At 62.1% G+C, this 16,543-nt stretch carries 21 protein-coding genes; 2 read left to right on the top strand and 19 right to left on the bottom strand.

Annotated elements, in window-relative coordinates; genetic code table 11:
- Positions 1 to 29 precede the first annotated feature (29 nt).
- Genes AC3WRI_RS16215 through AC3WRI_RS16200 form a run of 4 tightly spaced genes read right to left on the bottom strand, consistent with a single transcriptional unit; the run spans position 30 to position 919 of the window.
- Positions 30 to 278: an Ogr/Delta-like zinc finger protein gene (locus AC3WRI_RS16215; RefSeq protein WP_492293565.1), complete on the bottom strand. Its 249-nt coding sequence runs from the start codon at positions 276 to 278 to the stop codon at positions 30 to 32.
- The gene (locus tag AC3WRI_RS16210) at positions 275 to 469 is read right to left on the bottom strand and encodes a hypothetical protein (protein ID WP_150981366.1); all 195 of its coding nucleotides are present in this window, start codon (positions 467 to 469) and stop codon (positions 275 to 277) included. Before AC3WRI_RS16210 ends, AC3WRI_RS16215 begins: the two co-directional genes overlap by 4 nt.
- A gap of 28 nt (positions 470 to 497) precedes the next feature.
- Complete coding sequence (locus AC3WRI_RS16205) at positions 498 to 689, bottom strand: hypothetical protein (RefSeq protein ID WP_150981365.1); 192 nt, start codon at positions 687 to 689, stop codon at positions 498 to 500.
- Between the two features lie 35 nt (positions 690 to 724).
- Positions 725 to 919, bottom strand: a complete 195-nt coding sequence (locus AC3WRI_RS16200) for a hypothetical protein (protein ID WP_492293564.1) — start codon at positions 917 to 919, stop codon at positions 725 to 727.
- 76 nt (positions 920 to 995) lie between these two features.
- Between AC3WRI_RS16200 and AC3WRI_RS16195 the strand changes: the two genes are divergently transcribed.
- Together AC3WRI_RS16195 and AC3WRI_RS16190 are read left to right on the top strand one after the other, a co-directional pair.
- The gene (locus AC3WRI_RS16195; RefSeq protein WP_492293562.1) at positions 996 to 1,451 is read left to right on the top strand and encodes a helix-turn-helix domain-containing protein; all 456 of its coding nucleotides are present in this window, start codon (positions 996 to 998) and stop codon (positions 1,449 to 1,451) included.
- A 149-nt stretch (positions 1,452 to 1,600) separates the two neighbouring features.
- Positions 1,601 to 2,128: a hypothetical protein gene (locus tag AC3WRI_RS16190; protein ID WP_492293560.1), complete on the top strand. Its 528-nt coding sequence runs from the start codon at positions 1,601 to 1,603 to the stop codon at positions 2,126 to 2,128.
- Between the two features lie 152 nt (positions 2,129 to 2,280).
- Here the strand turns inward: AC3WRI_RS16190 and AC3WRI_RS16185 are convergent, their stop codons facing one another.
- The 15 genes from AC3WRI_RS16185 to AC3WRI_RS16115 form a co-directional block, all read right to left on the bottom strand.
- A complete protein-coding gene (locus AC3WRI_RS16185) occupies positions 2,281 to 3,132 on the bottom strand; it encodes a DNA adenine methylase (RefSeq protein WP_477136910.1) in 852 nt (283 codons plus the stop codon).
- Positions 3,133 to 3,183: 51 nt separating this feature from the next.
- Positions 3,184 to 4,548, bottom strand: a complete 1,365-nt coding sequence (locus AC3WRI_RS16180) for a hypothetical protein (protein ID WP_492293558.1) — start codon at positions 4,546 to 4,548, stop codon at positions 3,184 to 3,186.
- A gap of 566 nt (positions 4,549 to 5,114) precedes the next feature.
- Positions 5,115 to 5,870: a DNA-methyltransferase gene (locus AC3WRI_RS16175; RefSeq protein ID WP_492293556.1), complete on the bottom strand. Its 756-nt coding sequence runs from the start codon at positions 5,868 to 5,870 to the stop codon at positions 5,115 to 5,117.
- Positions 5,788 to 5,988 (bottom strand): Com family DNA-binding transcriptional regulator, encoded by a 201-nt coding sequence (locus AC3WRI_RS16170; protein ID WP_477136940.1) that lies wholly within the window; start codon positions 5,986 to 5,988, stop codon positions 5,788 to 5,790. The genes AC3WRI_RS16175 and AC3WRI_RS16170 overlap by 83 nt, the downstream gene beginning before the upstream one ends.
- Positions 5,989 to 6,351: 363 nt before the next feature.
- Positions 6,352 to 6,987 carry a hypothetical protein gene (locus AC3WRI_RS16165; protein ID WP_492293554.1) on the bottom strand — a complete coding sequence of 212 codons (636 nt, stop codon included), beginning with the start codon at positions 6,985 to 6,987 and terminating at the stop codon, positions 6,352 to 6,354.
- A gap of 226 nt (positions 6,988 to 7,213) precedes the next feature.
- Positions 7,214 to 8,350, bottom strand: a complete 1,137-nt coding sequence (locus tag AC3WRI_RS16160) for a phage late control D family protein (RefSeq protein WP_492293552.1) — start codon at positions 8,348 to 8,350, stop codon at positions 7,214 to 7,216.
- 5 nt (positions 8,351 to 8,355) lie between these two features.
- Positions 8,356 to 8,799: a phage tail protein gene (locus AC3WRI_RS16155; protein WP_492293551.1), complete on the bottom strand. Its 444-nt coding sequence runs from the start codon at positions 8,797 to 8,799 to the stop codon at positions 8,356 to 8,358.
- A 3-nt stretch (positions 8,800 to 8,802) separates the two neighbouring features.
- Positions 8,803 to 11,403, bottom strand: a complete 2,601-nt coding sequence (locus AC3WRI_RS16150; protein WP_492293549.1) for a phage tail tape measure protein — start codon at positions 11,401 to 11,403, stop codon at positions 8,803 to 8,805.
- Positions 11,400 to 11,465, bottom strand: a complete 66-nt coding sequence (locus AC3WRI_RS16145) for a GpE family phage tail protein (RefSeq protein ID WP_455154977.1) — start codon at positions 11,463 to 11,465, stop codon at positions 11,400 to 11,402. The genes AC3WRI_RS16150 and AC3WRI_RS16145 overlap by 4 nt, the downstream gene beginning before the upstream one ends.
- 32 nt (positions 11,466 to 11,497) lie before the next feature.
- Complete coding sequence (locus AC3WRI_RS16140) at positions 11,498 to 11,827, bottom strand: phage tail assembly protein (protein WP_492293547.1); 330 nt, start codon at positions 11,825 to 11,827, stop codon at positions 11,498 to 11,500.
- A gap of 69 nt (positions 11,828 to 11,896) precedes the next feature.
- Complete coding sequence (locus AC3WRI_RS16135; RefSeq protein WP_477136902.1) at positions 11,897 to 12,406, bottom strand: phage major tail tube protein; 510 nt, start codon at positions 12,404 to 12,406, stop codon at positions 11,897 to 11,899.
- A 35-nt stretch (positions 12,407 to 12,441) separates the two neighbouring features.
- Positions 12,442 to 13,614 carry a phage tail sheath protein gene (locus AC3WRI_RS16130; protein WP_477136901.1) on the bottom strand — a complete coding sequence of 391 codons (1,173 nt, stop codon included), beginning with the start codon at positions 13,612 to 13,614 and terminating at the stop codon, positions 12,442 to 12,444.
- A gap of 107 nt (positions 13,615 to 13,721) precedes the next feature.
- A complete protein-coding gene (locus AC3WRI_RS16125; RefSeq protein WP_492293545.1) occupies positions 13,722 to 14,183 on the bottom strand; it encodes a YiiX/YebB-like N1pC/P60 family cysteine hydrolase in 462 nt (153 codons plus the stop codon).
- A gap of 2 nt (positions 14,184 to 14,185) precedes the next feature.
- On the bottom strand, positions 14,186 to 14,767 hold the full coding sequence (locus tag AC3WRI_RS16120; RefSeq protein WP_492293544.1) for a hypothetical protein: 582 nt from the start codon (positions 14,765 to 14,767) through the stop codon (positions 14,186 to 14,188).
- Between the two features lie 15 nt (positions 14,768 to 14,782).
- Positions 14,783 to 16,540: a phage tail protein gene (locus tag AC3WRI_RS16115; RefSeq protein ID WP_492293543.1), complete on the bottom strand. Its 1,758-nt coding sequence runs from the start codon at positions 16,538 to 16,540 to the stop codon at positions 14,783 to 14,785.
- Between the last annotated feature and the right edge of the window lie 3 nt (positions 16,541 to 16,543).

The following is a 16,543-nucleotide window of genomic DNA, read 5'->3' as shown; positions in this document are numbered from 1 at the left end:
TCAGCAGGGGTAAGGGGGAGAGACCTAGATCAGGCCTTCAGCAGGTCTAGCTGCCTGTCATCGACAGCAGCCGCACGCTGGCGGGCGACCGGCAGATATGCCTGCGGGTTCGGCTTCATGCTCGGCGCGATGGTGGTGATGACAGAAGTGATGGCCTTGCAGGTGTAGGCGCAGTCAACGCTGGGGCATTGCCAGTAGCTCTCCTTCGAGAGCAGCGACACCACGCGGCTGGTGCGGATCTTCATGCGCGATTCGCAATGTGGACAGGTCAGTTTCACAGCGATTTCCCCGGAGGTACAACCAATTTAAAAGCACGGCGTTTGCCCGTCATGCGCTCAGCGGCGCGCCGGATTCGAGCCTTGGCCAGCCATTCGGCGGCCTGTTCTATCGTTGCCAGGCCTTGCTGCTGGCGCACTTCTTCCAGCACTGCCTCTATTTGCTCGGTCAGTTGGATTTCGATGTCCGGCATCTTCTCGGCAGCTCAAAAGTGACTTTGTTCAGGCGCTACGCGTCTCTACATTCGAACCCAGCGCCAGAAGCTCTTCGGCTTCACGGAAGATCATCTGGCGCAGCAGAGTGGCGGGCTGCTCGCCCTGGTAGTTGGCCAGAGCGGTGATGAGGTCGAACTCGTAGTCGTTGAAGCGCAGCACCATGCGGTTGTCGCGCACTCGTTTCGGATCGGGATACATGCGGTCCTCGATTGAAATGTGAATGGTGACGACGCTCAGGACGAGCGGCTCTCGTAGACGGCAAGGCCCTCAAGCAACACCAGACGGGCCAGGCTCGACACGGAACGGTTCTCCTTGACGGCGAGCTGTTCCAGCTTCTTCCGCTCTGCTGGGAGCAAGCGGACGCATACCGGCTTGTCGCTGAGCACGCCGCGAGGGGAACGGGTCCGGGGCGTTTTGGCTTGTGTCATGGCGGATATACTTGTGTGAGTTAGCGTTGCACAAGTGAATTATCTGCACAAACGTGCAATTGGTCAAGGAATTTGCATGAATGTGGCTATTTTGGGAGTGGCAGGCCGCCTCGAAGAAGAGCGAGTGCGGCTGGGCCTGAAGAAAGGGGAAATGGCGCAGGCCGGGAACGTGTCCGCATCTGCCTACGGCAACTACCTGCGGGGCGAACGCATTCCGGACCTTGCAGCGCTTGCCGCGTGGGCAAGTGCCGGCGTTGACCCGCTCTATGTCGCCATCGGCAAGCGCATGCCGGCGCTGCTTTCCCCCGACGAGGAAATGATCCTCGGTGGCTATCGGCAGCTCGACGCACGCGGACGGGCCGGAGTCTTGGCGCTGATCGGTGGCATGCAGCCAGCGGCGGAGACGAAGCACCGCACGGAAATGGTCTTCAAAGGCGGGGTCGGTAGCGTCAACCAGGGCGACTATCACCAGAACGAAGCCCTCACGATCAAAGTCAGCGGCAAGGCGAAGCGCAAGGCCAAGGCGGACTGACCCGCGAAGCGGCTGCGCAATACCCCTCAGGTGGCACTTACAAGCGGCGCTCCCCTGCCGTTGAATACCGCTTCTACCGCAATAACCAGAAGGTGACGGTGGCGTAGAGGCACGCACAACCGATCCCGCGCGACCGTCTCACAACGAGAATGGACACGCGTTTTAAGTTCGACGGGGAAGTGGGTCAGGTCATCGGTGGGAGCGCCACCTTCACGGCGCCACAAACGTTTCACCAGGTCAACAACGTGACACTGAACACGCAAGTAGCGGAGCAGCAGCTGTCGATGCGCGAGCGCGCCTGCTTTGCCCGTCGGGTGGAAGACGTGGCCGCGGCCGAAGGCATTAAACCCGATGCCGTCTACCGCATCCTGTTGGAGGACTACGGCGGCGCAGGGACCGGCGGTATCCGAAAATGGCTCGCCGTCCCACGCCGATGGCTAATTCCCGCCTGTGCGGCCGTAGCGAGCCTTGTCATTGCGCTGGGCGCCGCCGCCATTCTGAATCAAGCGCCTCCTTTGCATTGCAGATGGGAAGGGAAGGACTTTTCAGTCGGCGCGGTAGCCACCATGGGAACGCAAAGCGTGTACGAGTGCATCCATGATCTGAATACACATGCGCATCCATATTGGGCTCCGGCGCGCGATCTTGGAGGGCAGGGCGACAGTCGGGAGAGTTAGCGTCGCGGTTGAAAGCGTGGAAGCATCAAGGACGCTCTCGTTGGCAGAGCGCTCGATCCGCTCTGCAACCGGTCATTATCACGGGCGCTTTTGCAAAGCAACGCCAGCCACAGTGGCGGGCTGGCGTGCGTCAGATTACTGCTTCGGACTCGTCAAACGTCGCATGCCACGAGGCCGGCAGGCGCGACGAGTTTTTTGGACAGGACCAATAGTTCGGAGGCTTTGCGCTTTACCTGTGCGTAATACGTCAAGCCTTTCCGATAGATGGGCATGCCGTTGTACAGCGCTTCGATTTCGGGCACATCGTCGTAGGTCAGCATCCATGGACACTTCAAGCCGCGCACAAGCTTCGCGAGCCTGGCATGATCCGTTGGCTCATAGAAGCTCAAGTACAGATCCTTCCCTTGCGCAAAGTACGGAGGATCAATGTTGAGCAGCGCTCGCTTAGGCAGGCGTTTGCTCCAATCTCTGAGGCATCGTTCCGCGTCGAACTGACTAAGGTGGATGACCTCTTTGTACGCATGAATGCGCTGAATCTTCTGGATCAATTCGGCCCTGTTAAATCGGCAGTCCAGCGCATAATTCCCCGTTTGACTCTTGCCACCGATCACGCCGCCTTTCAGTATTCCGGAGCGATTTGTTCGATTCAAAAACAGCGTGGCGAACGCGAGCGCCTGAACGTCGGCTGAGGAGTCGAAAAGGATGGCTCGCTGCTTATGCCATTCCGGGATTGTGATCGCAGTCTTGAGAATTTTCTCGCACAGCGTATCTGGCTCGTGTACGACGACATGCCAGAACGCAGAAATGGCAGGATCGATATCATTTAGCCAGACTTCTGTCATATCGCCATTGAGCAAGAGCCGCCATGCAATGCCGGCCCCACCGGCGAACGGTTCCGCATAGACGCCTCGCAAGACATCGTTGGCTTTTGCTAAATCAAGCACGAACGGGGCAAGCTGTGTCTTGCCCCCGGGATAGCGCAAAGGAGAGTCTGTTGTAGGCATAGTTCGACACCATATCAATTTTGTCAGCGGCTGGCCAGCGCCGTAGGCGGACTACATGGCATCGAGCATGTATGCGAGAGCCGGCTCCCAAGTATCGAAGGCTGCCACCAAGTGGCGACGTACTGGTATCGTTCCAAGGTGCACTGCAGTGCCCAGCGTGTGCACGCTATGAGGGATAGGCGGCTTCTTCGTGGCGTTCTGGTTTAGTACTTGCAGGACCTTGCGCGGCGCACCCTCTGCTTTAGCGTCAGCTGCACAGGCTTGAGCCATTTCAAAGTCGGTTAAGTCGGGACGCTTGGGATCATTCCGCCGGTAATAGAGAACCAATACCCGTTCCACGAATGCACGAAGCAGATAGTTCGCCGCAAACTCATGCTCTTCGATCGGCAAGCGCAACATCTCACTACGCAGGCGCAACAGCGTCTTGTCTTTCGACTTCACCGTGAAGCTCGATTGCATCAGCTTGTTGCGGTTTGCCGGATTGGCCGAGCTTCGCGATTTAGACGCGGATGCCTTCGGACCCGCAACGGGCGAAGGAGCGACAGCAGGTGTCGCCGGCTGTGCCAATGGGGTAGTGGGGACTCTCCCGCTGGCCGCTAAGCGCTGTACGTACGCGTCTCTTTCGGCGGCATCCGAACGCGAGTGCACAGGAGCTTGTTTTCTATCTGGCGCCGGAAGGCTATCAAGCACCATTTGAAGCAAGGCTTGATCCACCTCGGAAGAGGCGTGGGTGTAAATCAGGCGACCCTCTTCATCGACACCTTTAACGCCCAATATCGCCCGACGACTGGTGTTGTTGAGATAGCGTGAAAGCGTCGTAATGCTGACCATCGCGCGCTGCTCTGCATCCAGCAACCCGACGTCAACAAGGCGGTCCCGGACAGCAAGAGCCAGAACATCCGCCTTTGCTGTCGTTTTAGCAGCCGTACGCTTGGCGGCGCGGGCCTTGGAGTCGGAGTCCCATTCACGCGTGCCGACTCCCCCCTGTGCGCCGAGATGGCGTCGATCAATCCAGGGTTGCGCGGTCGCGCGGTCCGGAAACACAAAGATGCGCAGCTCGCGCGGAATGTTTCCTTCCTTGGCTAATCGTCGGAAGGTCTCCCGATACTCCGATGGTGCACGGCTCGGATCCGAGAGCAGCACAATCGCGCATGTGCGACGGTTGCCCTCAAGAGCGACATAGTGACCTGGCAGTCCCTCGGACTTGATGACACCAAGTATCTCCAACGGACTGAGGGAGCCGATCTTGGCGATGTCCGTCGCCAAGGCGACCAACTGGGAATCGCACAACTTCGCAATGATGTCGGGTTCGCGCTCGAGCGGATCGTGCCGTGGATTGTCCCCATCCAGATGCACAAACTTCGAGGAAACTGTGATGTAGTCCTCGTTAGAGGATGCCGCCTTCTTAGTTACCATGGCGACGTCCTCCCGCTGAACATTCAGCGAACGAAAAACTGCGAATTGATTGACGCGGAGACATTGAAGAGCATCTGTATTGGCCAATGGCACGCCACGTGGTCGGCAGTACTTTCGTTTTCCATGCACTCATGCTTCAACCCCTCAAGAAAGTCCCAGTAGGTCCTTCTTTTCATTTGGTTTTTTTGAATTGATGGCGGGTCACCGTGAACTCTGGCAGCCGTCTTTTCAGAAAGCGCGCCATCAGTTGGCTAGTTTTGCTTAGCAAGGCGAGATCCTACCTTGAATACGCTGTATTTTCCCCTAGGCAACGTCACGTTTTGAGTCGGCCATCACCCCCCATTCGGGTGGGATTCGACAAAAATGGGGTCAAACGGCTGGTATGACGATATTGATCGGCACACTATGAGTGGCAGTCCGATCCGCATCAGCGGAGAGCACGAAGGCTGAACGCAGCGAATTACTACTAATACATCGGCACGTTGCTTGCGAGCGCACCATCCCGACGGGATGCGGTTCGGACTGGGGGGGCGGATAGCTGGCGGTAGCCGATCAAATCCGCGCAACTAAGTCAGGCCGCCAAGGGGCGAGGCTGCTAGCAGGCGATTATTCGCGGTCTGGTGGTAACTCGGCTCCAGTTCGCAGCCAACCCACCGATGGCCGGCCTCTTTAGCTGCGACAAGGAAAGTGCCCGATCCGGCGAACGGGTCGCACACAACGCTTCCCGGCGGCACCAATCGGGCCACCTCGCGCGCCAGCCCCATCGGCTTCTCCGTCATATGGCGCTTCGGGCGCGGCAACCGTTCGGAGAACACGCCGGGCAGATGCACCTTGTGATCGGTCGGCACGGCCCCCTTCGTTGCCCACACCATGAATTCCGCCTGCTGGGAGAATCCACCCATACGAGGCCGCGCGCCGCCGGACATCTTGTCCCACACGGCAATGCTGCGCCAGATGAAACCCGCGCCCTGAATGGCATCGGTCAGGCTCGGGAGCTGGCGCCAGTCCACAAAGCAGACGAGCTGGCCGCTATCCTTCGCGGCCCGGAACGCTTCGCCCAGCCAGCTCATGCACCAGAACGTCCATGACCGCTGATCCTTGTTGTCGTGGTGGAACTCGGGATAGACGGTCTTCACGTCGCCACCGATGTATTTGCTGCCGGGCGACTGCGCGCGAGTACTCGCATGCAGACCGCCCGACGAGTAGGGCGGATCCGTGAAGAACAGGTCGACGGACTTGTCAGGCAGGCCGCGCAGCATGTCCAGTGCGTTGCTGCGATACAGGCAGTCGAGTTGAGCCGGCGCGTTGGCGGTCGGGTTCATGGATGGCATCTCCAGTACACGAAGCTCGCGGGCTTTCTGGTGCGGGGCGCTCGGCCCTCAGTTGATTCATCGTGCCGCATCGCGGGCACTTGATGGCCAGGCGAACGTACTCGCCCATGCCCAGCTTACGGTTGCAGCTACCGCAGCGAATTTCCTGCATTTCTTTGCTCTTCCAGCGATGTGCTAGGATGCCGGCGCCTCGCGAGGTGGCGCGGCCCTGGCCGAACTGGCAGGCTGCATCTGCTGGAACGGGGCGGGGCCGGTGCTCCAACACCGACCACGTCGCCGCGTCTTTTTCCCGGCGCCGGCTCTTATGCCGACGCACCTCTTGCGAGGCCCCTGTTCCCGCTTGCGCCAAGGAGCGCGTCACGAGTTGCAGAGCAGAGCAATGATGCGGCGCGCGCGCGATAGATGCACTTCAACGGTGTTGTGCAGACTGCACTTACAACACTTCGATTCGCGGCTGAGGTTTCGGCATTTCTCACGTTCCCTGCGTAGCAGCTTCAAATAGTGGCAGGTCGGCCGCACTCAATTTGGATAGCTCTTGGCTGGAGCGATCGAGGTCGTGCTGCAGCTCATCGCGTTCCGCCCCGGCAGGCATCGTCAACACATAAAGCCTGACGGCAAACATCCCAATTTCAGCGACGAACTTGGCTGTAGCCACGAGAACGGGACCCCAGCCATGGAGATAGTTCATCCCTATTCGCATGCCGCCATCATCGAACCGTTCCATTGCCATGTTGCCAAACACGCCTTGCTGGTTCGGGTGTGCTCCGCTGTCTATCGCTAATTGATATAAGTGACGCGCCCAGACCGGTGCTCCTTGGTCTTGTTGCTCCAACTGCTTGCAAATACCGCTTACCGAGAATTCGTTGTTCCAATCTCTGAGGGCCGCCCTGTCCTTACGATCTGGCTTGCTTTCCCACCTCTGGGCCGCCGAGGGATCTTGCAGGAAGTGCCAGCCGTAGCATGCTGCTTCGAGTGACGAACGTCCGCTCGGGTACGCTGCCAGGCAATGACCACTTATCGCTGATAGTGCTGCAGCGCGATACAGGCTATGCGCCTGATGAAAGAGAAGCCTCCCAACCGGCTCGGATGCATGAAGGATTCCGCCCATGGCTTTTCCGGTGCAAGCGCTCAGGGTGGCATCGATTGAACTCAGCAGGGCGTACCACCGCGAAGCGTGTACGAACGTAGCGAACTGGTTCTGGAAAGCCGCGGTGGAGTAGGCGGAGAGAGCATCTTTCCCCCAATGCGGGGGTGGAAAAATAGGAGGCATGACGGATCGGTGAGCCGGAAGGAAATCACATTGTGTCACGCTGTCCTCAGAGACATCGCCTTACCTAGTCCCGACTCTCGTCCAGCACCGTTGGTTTGATCTCAAGCTCCAACGTTGTCGTGTAACCATGGTCTGACAGGTTGTGCGTGACCCTGGTGATGATCCAGCGCGTGCTGTCGATCTGCGGCTTCCACCCGCGCACCACGGCGGGCAGCTCGGGAAACAACTCCGCCCGGCCGCGTGCGAGCGTCATGCGGAACGATGCCACACCGCGCTGGATGCGTTGCCACTCCGCGCGCGCCGCGCGCTCGGCGTTGGTCTTCGACGCGTAGGTGTGGCGCAACACCTTCACATTGTCCGGGTTGGGGTTGGCCATCACATCGGCCACCGTCTTCTTCGGCCCCTTCTTGCGCTTCTTCGTCGGCGCCGGCTTGGTGACCACCTTCACCGCGTTGGACGCATCGATCACCACCTCGCCCTTCACCGCGCGCCGCGCGTCCTGGTAGTACGCCTTCACGCCGTTGTAGTTCTCCCGGTCGGCGATCAGGAAGCTGTGGGTATCGCCACTGGCGCGCGTGATTTCCACCGTGGGCAGCTTGATCCCCGTGGCGCTCTGCGCACCGCCTGTCTTGATGAACAGCAGCCTCCCGGCCTTCACCGTAGCGATGGCATCGTGGTCCTTGGCCAGGCGAGTCAGGAAGTTGGCATCGGATTCGCCTGTCTGGTCGATGTGGTCGATCACCAGCCCCAGCAGCGAGGGGGACACCACATGAGTCAGCGCATTCTTGGCCGCAATGCCGCCCACGATGGCGCCGACGGTCTGGCCACGAAACGAGCGCTCCTTACGGGTGGACATGCCGCTGGCCAGGTCAACGCTGCGCGCACGGATGGTCAGCCGGTCGGGTGGCCCTGAATGCTCCAGCTCGTCCACCTTGTACTGGCCCTTGTCGACCACGCCCGTGTCCTGCCAGCCGATCCCAAGCGATAGCGTGGTGCCCTTGTCAGGTAGCGCAAGCATGCCGTCTGCATCATCCAGCTCGATATCAAGCTGGTCGGCCTCGAAGCCGCGGTTGTCGGTGAGCGTCAGCGAAATGAGGCGGCCTGCGAAGCGGTTGGTGATGTCCTTCGGGCCTTGCCGCAGCCGATACACGGGCACCGCGGCCTTGCTGACGATGGACTCCAATACGGTGGATAGTTCCATGGCGTTTAGAGGAGACTGGAAGCGACGCTGGAGGCCAGGTTCATGACCGCTTCGCCAATGATCTCTTCGAGCTTGCTGTCCACGCGCGTCAGCTTCAGCGAGAACTCGATCCGGCGCGCCTTTCCGTCCTTGAAGAAAAGGGTACGGGTCACCGCCAGAGAGTCGATTTCGAACATGCCGTAATAATGCCCTGAGCCCTCGATCAGCACGTAGGACAGACCGAGGTCGCCCATTACCCGCAGCACCTCGATGGTGTTGTCGCCGCCGCTGATTTCGGGCAGCAGCACGCCCGACAGCGTCACGGTCTCGTCGTCAGGGCCGGTGAACTGCCGCGAGGGCCGGCGGCCCACCCGGTTGTTCGACGGGTGCCGCCAGCCGATCTGCTGCTGGAATTCCTGATAGGGCGCCGTCTCCAGTGCGAAGACGAAGAGCCCGAGAGCCATCATCATGGGTCAATCCTTGTCGGTAAGCCGCGACCGGGAGCGAGCGCTCTTCTGTGCCTCCAGCCGCTCGATGCGCTCGGCCACCAGGCGGGCGATCAGCTGCTCGTCTGCCCCGGCGGGCGGGTGAATGTGGATGACGACAGGTGTTGTGGGCGCTGCAACTGGGGCGCCGCCGGTGCGGGAGGCTGCCGAGATCGGCGGCCGGCTGTCGATGCTGATGCCGGCGGCCGCCGAGCCAGTACCGATGGCAATGCCGGCGCCGATCCCGGCCATGGACGTGGCCACCTTCGAGACCACGTCAAGCGGGCCGCGCTGATTCTGCGCGAGGCCCTGCTCCAGCCCGCTCATGGTGTAGCCGCCCAGATCCGCAAAGACGCGGCTGGGAGAGTGGATACCAAGCTTCTCCTTGAACCAGCCCACCACGCTGTCGCCTACCGACACGATGGCCTCGCGCACGGCGCCCACGCGGTTCGTGATGCCGTTGACCAGCCCCTGCAGCAGGTTGGCCCCGAACTCGCTGAATTTCTCCGGCAGGTCGAAGCCGAACCAGCGGAGCACCGGCGCCACCACGTTGTATAGCGCGCCCATCAGCGACCAGTTGGCGATCAGGGAAACGATGCCGCCCAGCCCGCCTTGAAACGCCGTCGTCACCTGCGCCCACAAGCCGGTGAAGAAGTTGCGGATGGGATCCCAATACTTGATGAGTAGGAACGCGGCCACGCCGATGGCCGTCACGGCCAGCCCAATGGGATTCAGGAGGAACACCCGCCCCACGAAGCTGAAGACCGTCATCAGGAAGTTGAAGGCGCCAGCCAGCCGCGCGACGATGCCCACGCCGCCACCGAGCTGGATGCCGAGCATCGCCATGCCGTAGCGGGCAATCACCATCGGGCCGAGGACGGCCGCGAGCGCCAGCGTCAGGCCGCCCATCACCGTCAGCAGCACGCCCACCGCAGCAGCGCCCTTGATGAGCCAGCCGACAAGCTGCGGATGCGTCTCCGCGAACGCATTGAAGCGGTCCGTCAGGCGGCCCACGGTGTCCATCAGGCTGACAAGCGTTGACCGCAGGACTTCGCCGCCTGCGCTACTGGTGTTGAACATCTGGTTCTGCAGGCGCTGCCAGCGCGCCGAGATGGTCTCCTGACGCGCGGAAAACTCCCGCGACATCGAGCCTTCGGCCTTCGAGCCGTTGGCCAGCTTCAACTGGCGGTCGAACTCTTCGGGCTTGTCGACCAGCTTGGCCAGCGTGTCCGAGTGCTCCATGCCCACCAGCTCGACCATGACGCCAATGCGCTTGTCTGCCGGCAGTTTGCGCACCGCATCGATCACCTTGAACAGCGTGCCCGTGGCGTTCGTCGCCATGCCCTTCTGGATCTCGGTAGTGGTCAGCCCGATTTCGGACACCGCAGCGTGGAACTTCTTCGTGCCCTTCTCGGCAGCGGCGAACTTCTGGACGATGGCGTTGATGGCGGTACCGGCCGTCTCCGTGCGCTCGCCCAGCGTCAGCAGCGTGGAGGCCAGGGCGGCGGCATCCTTCGCCGGCATGGCCACACCCGACACGACGCCGGAGATGCGGTTCAGGACGTTGATGATGTCGTTGCCCTTGCTGATCGCGTTGTCGTCCAGATAGTTGATCGTGTCGGCCAGCCCCATGATGGCGTTGGTCGGGATCCGGAAGTTCTTGGCGACCTTGCCCATGCTCTCCGCGATCTCGTCCGGCACCGCGTCGAAAGCGGTGGCCATCATCGCCACTGTGCGGGTGTACTCGATCAGCTCGTTACGAGGCACCTCCATGCGGGCACCTGCCGTCACCATCTCGGCGATCTGTGCTGTGGGGATCGGCAGCTCCTTGCCGAGCTGTCGGATCTGTCGCGCCATGTCGTAGTAGATGTCGGTCAGCTTCCCGCTGGGATCCCGCGCGCCTTCGACCTGCCGTGCAATGCCGAGCATCGCATCTTCGAATGTGACGTAGTCCTTGACGGCCTTCGCGATGGGAGTCAGCACAATGCCGCCGGCCGCCGCAGTGGACGCGCCGGCGTTGAGCATGGCATTTCTGGCGGCCATGCCCTTCTGGTACTGGGACTGGGCGGCGGCCAATGCGCGGTGACGCTCTCCCACCGCCCTGAGCTGGGCCTGCTGCTGCGCCAGCGCCTGCGTGGTGGTGTCGATGCGGCCCCGCAGGTCGCGCTGCGCCTGGCCAAGGTTCGTCGTGCTGATGCCGGCGGCATCGAGCCGGCCCCGCACGGCAGCAAGGTTCTGCTGCAGCTCGCCACCGCGCTGCTTGAGCGCCTGTGCCTCCCGTACCGCCGCCTGGAAGGCCCGCGATATGGCCGCTGTGGGCTTGTCCGCCGCCGCGATCTCCTGCGCCAGTGCCTTCACGCGCGCCTGCGTGGCGCCCAACTGGTTCTCGGTGATCGCGGCGTCCTTGGACAGCTTGCGGAAACTGTCGATGTTCGCCTGTGCCCGATTCAGATCCTTGAGCTGGTCGCGTGTGGCCTTGACCGCCTTGGCCAGGTCAGAGCTGCTGCCCATGATGGCGCGGAATGGACGCGTCATGCGGTCGACGGCCTGCAGCACGACTTCCAGCCTGAGGTTACGGGGTGTGCTCATTCGTCAGATCCGCTTCGTTCGTAGGCGCGCTCGCGCCATTCCATCAGCTCTGCGACCCCCATGGCGTACATCACCTCTGGGGGCCAGTGAAAAATTACTGCAACGTCTGCGATGGCGTGTTCGACTCGGTCTGGAAGTTTTCCTCGCGGGCCGACTTCGGCAGCAAAAAACTGGTCACCGCCGTTCCCAGCTGGGTCAGGTCCGCCGGATCCAGCTTGCTCACGTCGTGCTGGGTGAGCGTCGGGGTAGTGATGCGCGGTAACACGGTGTGCAGAGCGGTCACATCCATACGCATCAGGTCGACCAGGCTGCAGCCGCGCAGCTCGCCCGAGCCGGGCTTGCGCACAGTGATGGCCGTAATGGTCTGCTCGCCGCGCTTGATCGGTTGGTCGAGGGTGATATCGGTAGTGGTCGGTTGGGTCATGGCGTCGGAATGGAAGAAGAGAGGTATGCAGGAATGGACCAGCCCGAAGGTCGGCCCACGTGTGGCCCGTTACAGGCCCATGGCGCGGCGCTGCCCGGCCAGGCGATCCACACCGAAGATCACTTCGATGAAGTTCTCGTGGTCGATCTCACACCAGACCTCGCCGTTGACGCTGAGCTTGTAGTAGCTGATCGAAGTCTTGACCTTGAACTGGCTGTTATCGCCAGCCTTGGCGTTGCCCATATCCAGTTCGGTGTGACGGCCACGAACGATGACCTCGACGGAGTCGGTGTCGCTATCGTCGTCACGCTGGAATGCGCCAGCGAAGCGCAACAGCACGCCCGAGATAGACGTGATGCCCCATTCCTTGAAGACCGCACGCATGAGGCCGCCGTAGGTGGCTTCCAGCTCCATCTTCTCGGCGCCCAGATCGATATCGACCGGACCGTTCATGCCGCCCGCCCGATACTCTTCGAGCTTGCGGGTCAGCTTCGGCAGCGTGATCTCTTCGCTTTCTCCCACAAAGCTCTCGCCGTTGTGGAAGACATTGAAGTTCTTGAGTTTGCGTGGCATTGCCATGGCAGTTCCTTTTCAGGTGTTGGCAGCTCGCACGCTTACGCGTTGACGGCTTCCGCGAATTGCATGAGATATCGGTCGGTGATGCGCTGGCGCAACGTCAGGTTTTCCAGCGGCGGTACCGGCGTGTAGTCGTAGTCGATGCCGAGCTGGCCATCCTTGAGCGAGTCCTTGGGGTTGAACTCCGGGTCGTACCAGGCCGACCCGCCGAGCAGGTATCCGTTGCGCGTCAGCGAGCGCATCTTCCCGTTGATACCCTCCACGATGTCGCGCACGAGCGACGGCGTCATCGGCAGATCCATGGCCCATGCGTGCGCCTCTGCCATCGTGTCGGCCAGTACCTGCGCCGTGCGCGTGTAGTTCTCGAACTGGAAGAGCGGATCGGAGCTGCAGGTGCGCGAGCCCCAGAAGCGGAAGCCCTGAAAATTGATCAGGGTGGTGACGTCGTTCTGGTTCAGGTAGCCCGCATCGGTGGCCGGATCCTGCAGATCCCAGAACACGTCCTTGGACAGGCCCGTCACCCCGTTGATGGCCACATTCGACAGCGTCTTGTGCCAGCCCACTTCGTTGTCGAGCTTCGCACGCAGGCCCAGAGCGCGCGCCGTGGCAAAGAGCGTGGTCTCGGCGTTGGAAACCGTGTCCCAGCCGATGAAGTCGGGCCAGATGGTCATCAGCTCGCGCTGGCCGAAGTTGTCGCGGTAGGCGACGGCTTCTTCCTTGGTCTCGCACCCGAACGCCGACACATAGGCGAAGGCGCGCAGCTTCTGCGCGATGCTGGCCAGCTCCGTGGCCACTGGCAGGCTGTCCATGCCCGGAATGCCGAGAATGCGCGGCGTGACGCCCAGGCTGTTCTTGGCCGACAGCAGCGCCTTCATGCCGGTGAAGCGGCCGTTGGCATCGGTGCCACCGATCAGGTTGCTGGTGGTCTCGGCGTCGGTCGCGCCCTTGGCCACGCGCACGACCACGGTCATCGGGTTCGCCTGGTCGGTGATGGCGTCGAGCGTCTTGGCAAGCGTGCCCGTGTCACCGGCTTTGCCGAGCGACGACATGGGGCTGGTCAGCAGTACCGGCCTGTTGAGGGGAAAGACCGTCGCGTCCGCGTCTTCAGCAGTACAGACGATGCCGGGCACGGCGGTCGCGATGGTACGAATGGGGCGGGTGCCTTCGTTGATTTCAACGACACGTACGCCGTGGTGGTAGTCAGATGGCATGCAGTCCTCCGGGAGTGATCCTGACGATGGTGGGATCGTCCCGGTAGGATGCTGCGCACGCGCGAGGCTGTCTCTCGAATGATGTTGTACGCCTGCGGCGCACAACATCAGGCGCGCAATGACATGGGCAACGATTCTGCGGGTGGCAGCATCCAGAGATGCTGGGGATAGACGCGGCGGCGGACCTCTGGCCGAACGAGCGGCTGGCCAGCCGAATCAAACGCCCACGCCACCAGTTCGGAACAGAACCACGCATCGTCGGACTGCCAGTCCCGACGCAGTGCGAGTCCTGCCAATGCCGAATAGTCGTAGGGCTTGCCGAGCTGGGACGCCGCAGCGTCGATCACGGCCCGTGGATCGCGCGCCGGAAGATCTGCTATCGCGAAGTCTGCACTCCGGGAAAGCGCATCGACCAGCGGCGCACGGCGCACGCCGTGAAGCGCCACGGCTTCAATCACACTGTCACCATCGACAACGGCCACATGCGACCAGCGCGACCACGTGAAGGCACGAATGGCCACCGACAAGGGCAGCCGGGTGGTGGAGAACAGGACACGCACGCTCGGCATGGTCAGTTCGCAGCGTTGCCGAGGTTCGCGACCTTGGCGTTGATGCCGTCGATTGCCGCGTTGGCAATTGCGGCGGCGGCATCGGCCGTCAGCGCATTGCGCACGCCTTCCTTCGCCTTTAGCCGCGCATCGCGGATTGCGTAGAGAGCGGAATTCCATGCAGCGGCCTCGGCGATGATGTTATCGGCCGCTTGCTTCGCGGTCCAGTTCTTCGCCTCGGCCCAACTTTTGACGCTAGGCGGACATTCGCCAGCGTAGCCGTCGGCCTGGTAGGCCTTCGCCTCGGCCTCGGCGATCTGGTATTCGGCCGCGCGCAGCGGATCGCCGGCGACAGCCACGCGGGCCGCGTCTGCTGCGGCGTCAATGGCCGCGCACAGCGCAAGGCGGATTTGGCCGAGAGAGGGCGGGGCGGGGTCTACTGCAATCGGCCGGCCGTTATGGTCCGACTCAATCGCGGCTCCGCGCGACCGCTGGGCCTGCATAAGCAGTTTGTGCTCGTCGTCGGACACCTCTACGGCATCGCTCGGAATCCCATCTCCGAAAATGTCGGGATGAAAGAATCGGGGGTGTTTGTAGAACCACATGTGGCGGATCTCTCCTTAGTAACCGAGCGCGCGCCAGTTGACCGTCATGCCAACGGGCGAACCATTCGAGTAGGAATAAACAGGGAAGCCCCACGGTTGCCATAGCCCCGTGCTGACAGTCGAGTCGCTTGCGGCGGCATTGGCCGTAACAAGCACGTCGAGAACCCCGTTGGGGAAGGACGTCGGGAACGTGACGGTGGCGCCGCCGGCGGCCGTCGAGACCGTTCCCCATTGCTCCACAACCCCGCTCGGCCGCTTCTCCCAGCCATTTCCAGCGAGGGACGCAGCGAACGTACTGGAATACCTGAGCGCCTCACGTCCGCCGACGATGTACCAATTCGCGCCATTGCTGACGAGTACCAGGTCGTTGAGGTAGGTCAGCGGAATCGAGGTCACCCCGCTTGCGGGCGTGCCATAGATCAGGTTTGTGCCGGAGCGAGACAGGGTTGCAGTCAGCGAGGTAACGCTCAGGAATTCGAGGCGCGTACCGGCCGGAACGGCGGCCGCATCGGGAAGGGTGAGCGCGACGGCCGACGACGCGGCGACAACAATAGTGCTACCGCAATACGCCAGCGGGATAGCGCCAGACGCCGCAACGACATTCCACGCGGAAGATTGCAGGCCGGCACGCTTCACGGCTTCCATCGTCGCGATCTTCTTCGTGACGTCAAACTGAGACGGCGTCGTTGAAGTGGGCGTGCCGGTGAAATCTGGCGATGCCAGCGGGGCCTTGAGCGCAAGGGCGGCTGTTACGGTTGCGGCGAAGTTCGCGTCGTTGCCGAGGGCGGCGGCGAGTTCGTTGAGGGTGTCGAGCTGGGCCGGCGACGCATTGACCAAGGCGGCAAGCGCGGCGGCGACGAACGCCGTGCTTGCGGCCTGGCGCGTAGCCGTTCCGAGGGGGGCGGTGTCGACCTTGGGAATGCCGGAAAAGTCCGGGGATTCGAGCGGCGCGAAGTACCCGGCCCCCACGCGTTTGAATGCGAGCGGCGTCGCGCCGACGATAATTGCGCCATCGGTGGTGAGCTGCCAGACGGAGTCACCATTCACGACGCCTTGTTCGATCGGCACGAGCATGCCGGCGGTCGCGTCCAGGCCGCTGTCCGCATCAGTCGCGCGCGACCAGGCGCCTGCGGCGGCGACATAGACCCCGTTGTCCTTCGCAGCGGCCTGGTCTTTGACCAGGACGCGAGCACCGGCGGTCAATACGATCGCGTCGATGGTTTGCAGGCCAGAGAGAGCGGCGAGAGGGCCTGTGGTGGCGACAAGCGCAGATTGCTTCGCGTCGCGCTTGTCCAGCTCGCTCGCGATCTGCGTGTCAACGTACGACCGGGTGGCAAGAACGATGGACGGATCCACCTTCAGCTCGACGGTCGCGCCGCTGGTGTTGAGGCAGACCAGGCGAATGACTTGGGTGCGCGCCGAGCCTTCGGCCAGCACGGGCTTGTAGGTCTCTGGGATGTTTGCGTAGTAGCACAGGGTGCCGTCTTCGGAATGGATGCCGGCCTCGCGAATCCACCAGCCGCCCTCAGTCTCGGGGATGACCTGCTCGGCGATGAATTGGCTCTGGTTCGCTGCGTCTTGCGTGATCGAGTTGATCGCGGCGCGACGGCGCTCATTGATGAGCGTCTTGCGGTCACGGGTGGGGATAGGCAGCGCGCCGTTGCCATCGCCAACGGACATCGCCGTGAATTTCAGGGCGACGCCGAGCGCCTGAGCATTGGCGAGCTTGGCCTCGCCTTCAGCGGTAGGGAGTAGGAAGTAGGTTTGCGCCATGGC

The sequence above is a fragment of the Cupriavidus sp. FW305-27 genome, assembly GCF_058787995.1.
The sequence above is the reverse complement of the archived record's forward strand: the minus strand, read 5'-3'. Positions and strand labels throughout refer to the sequence as shown.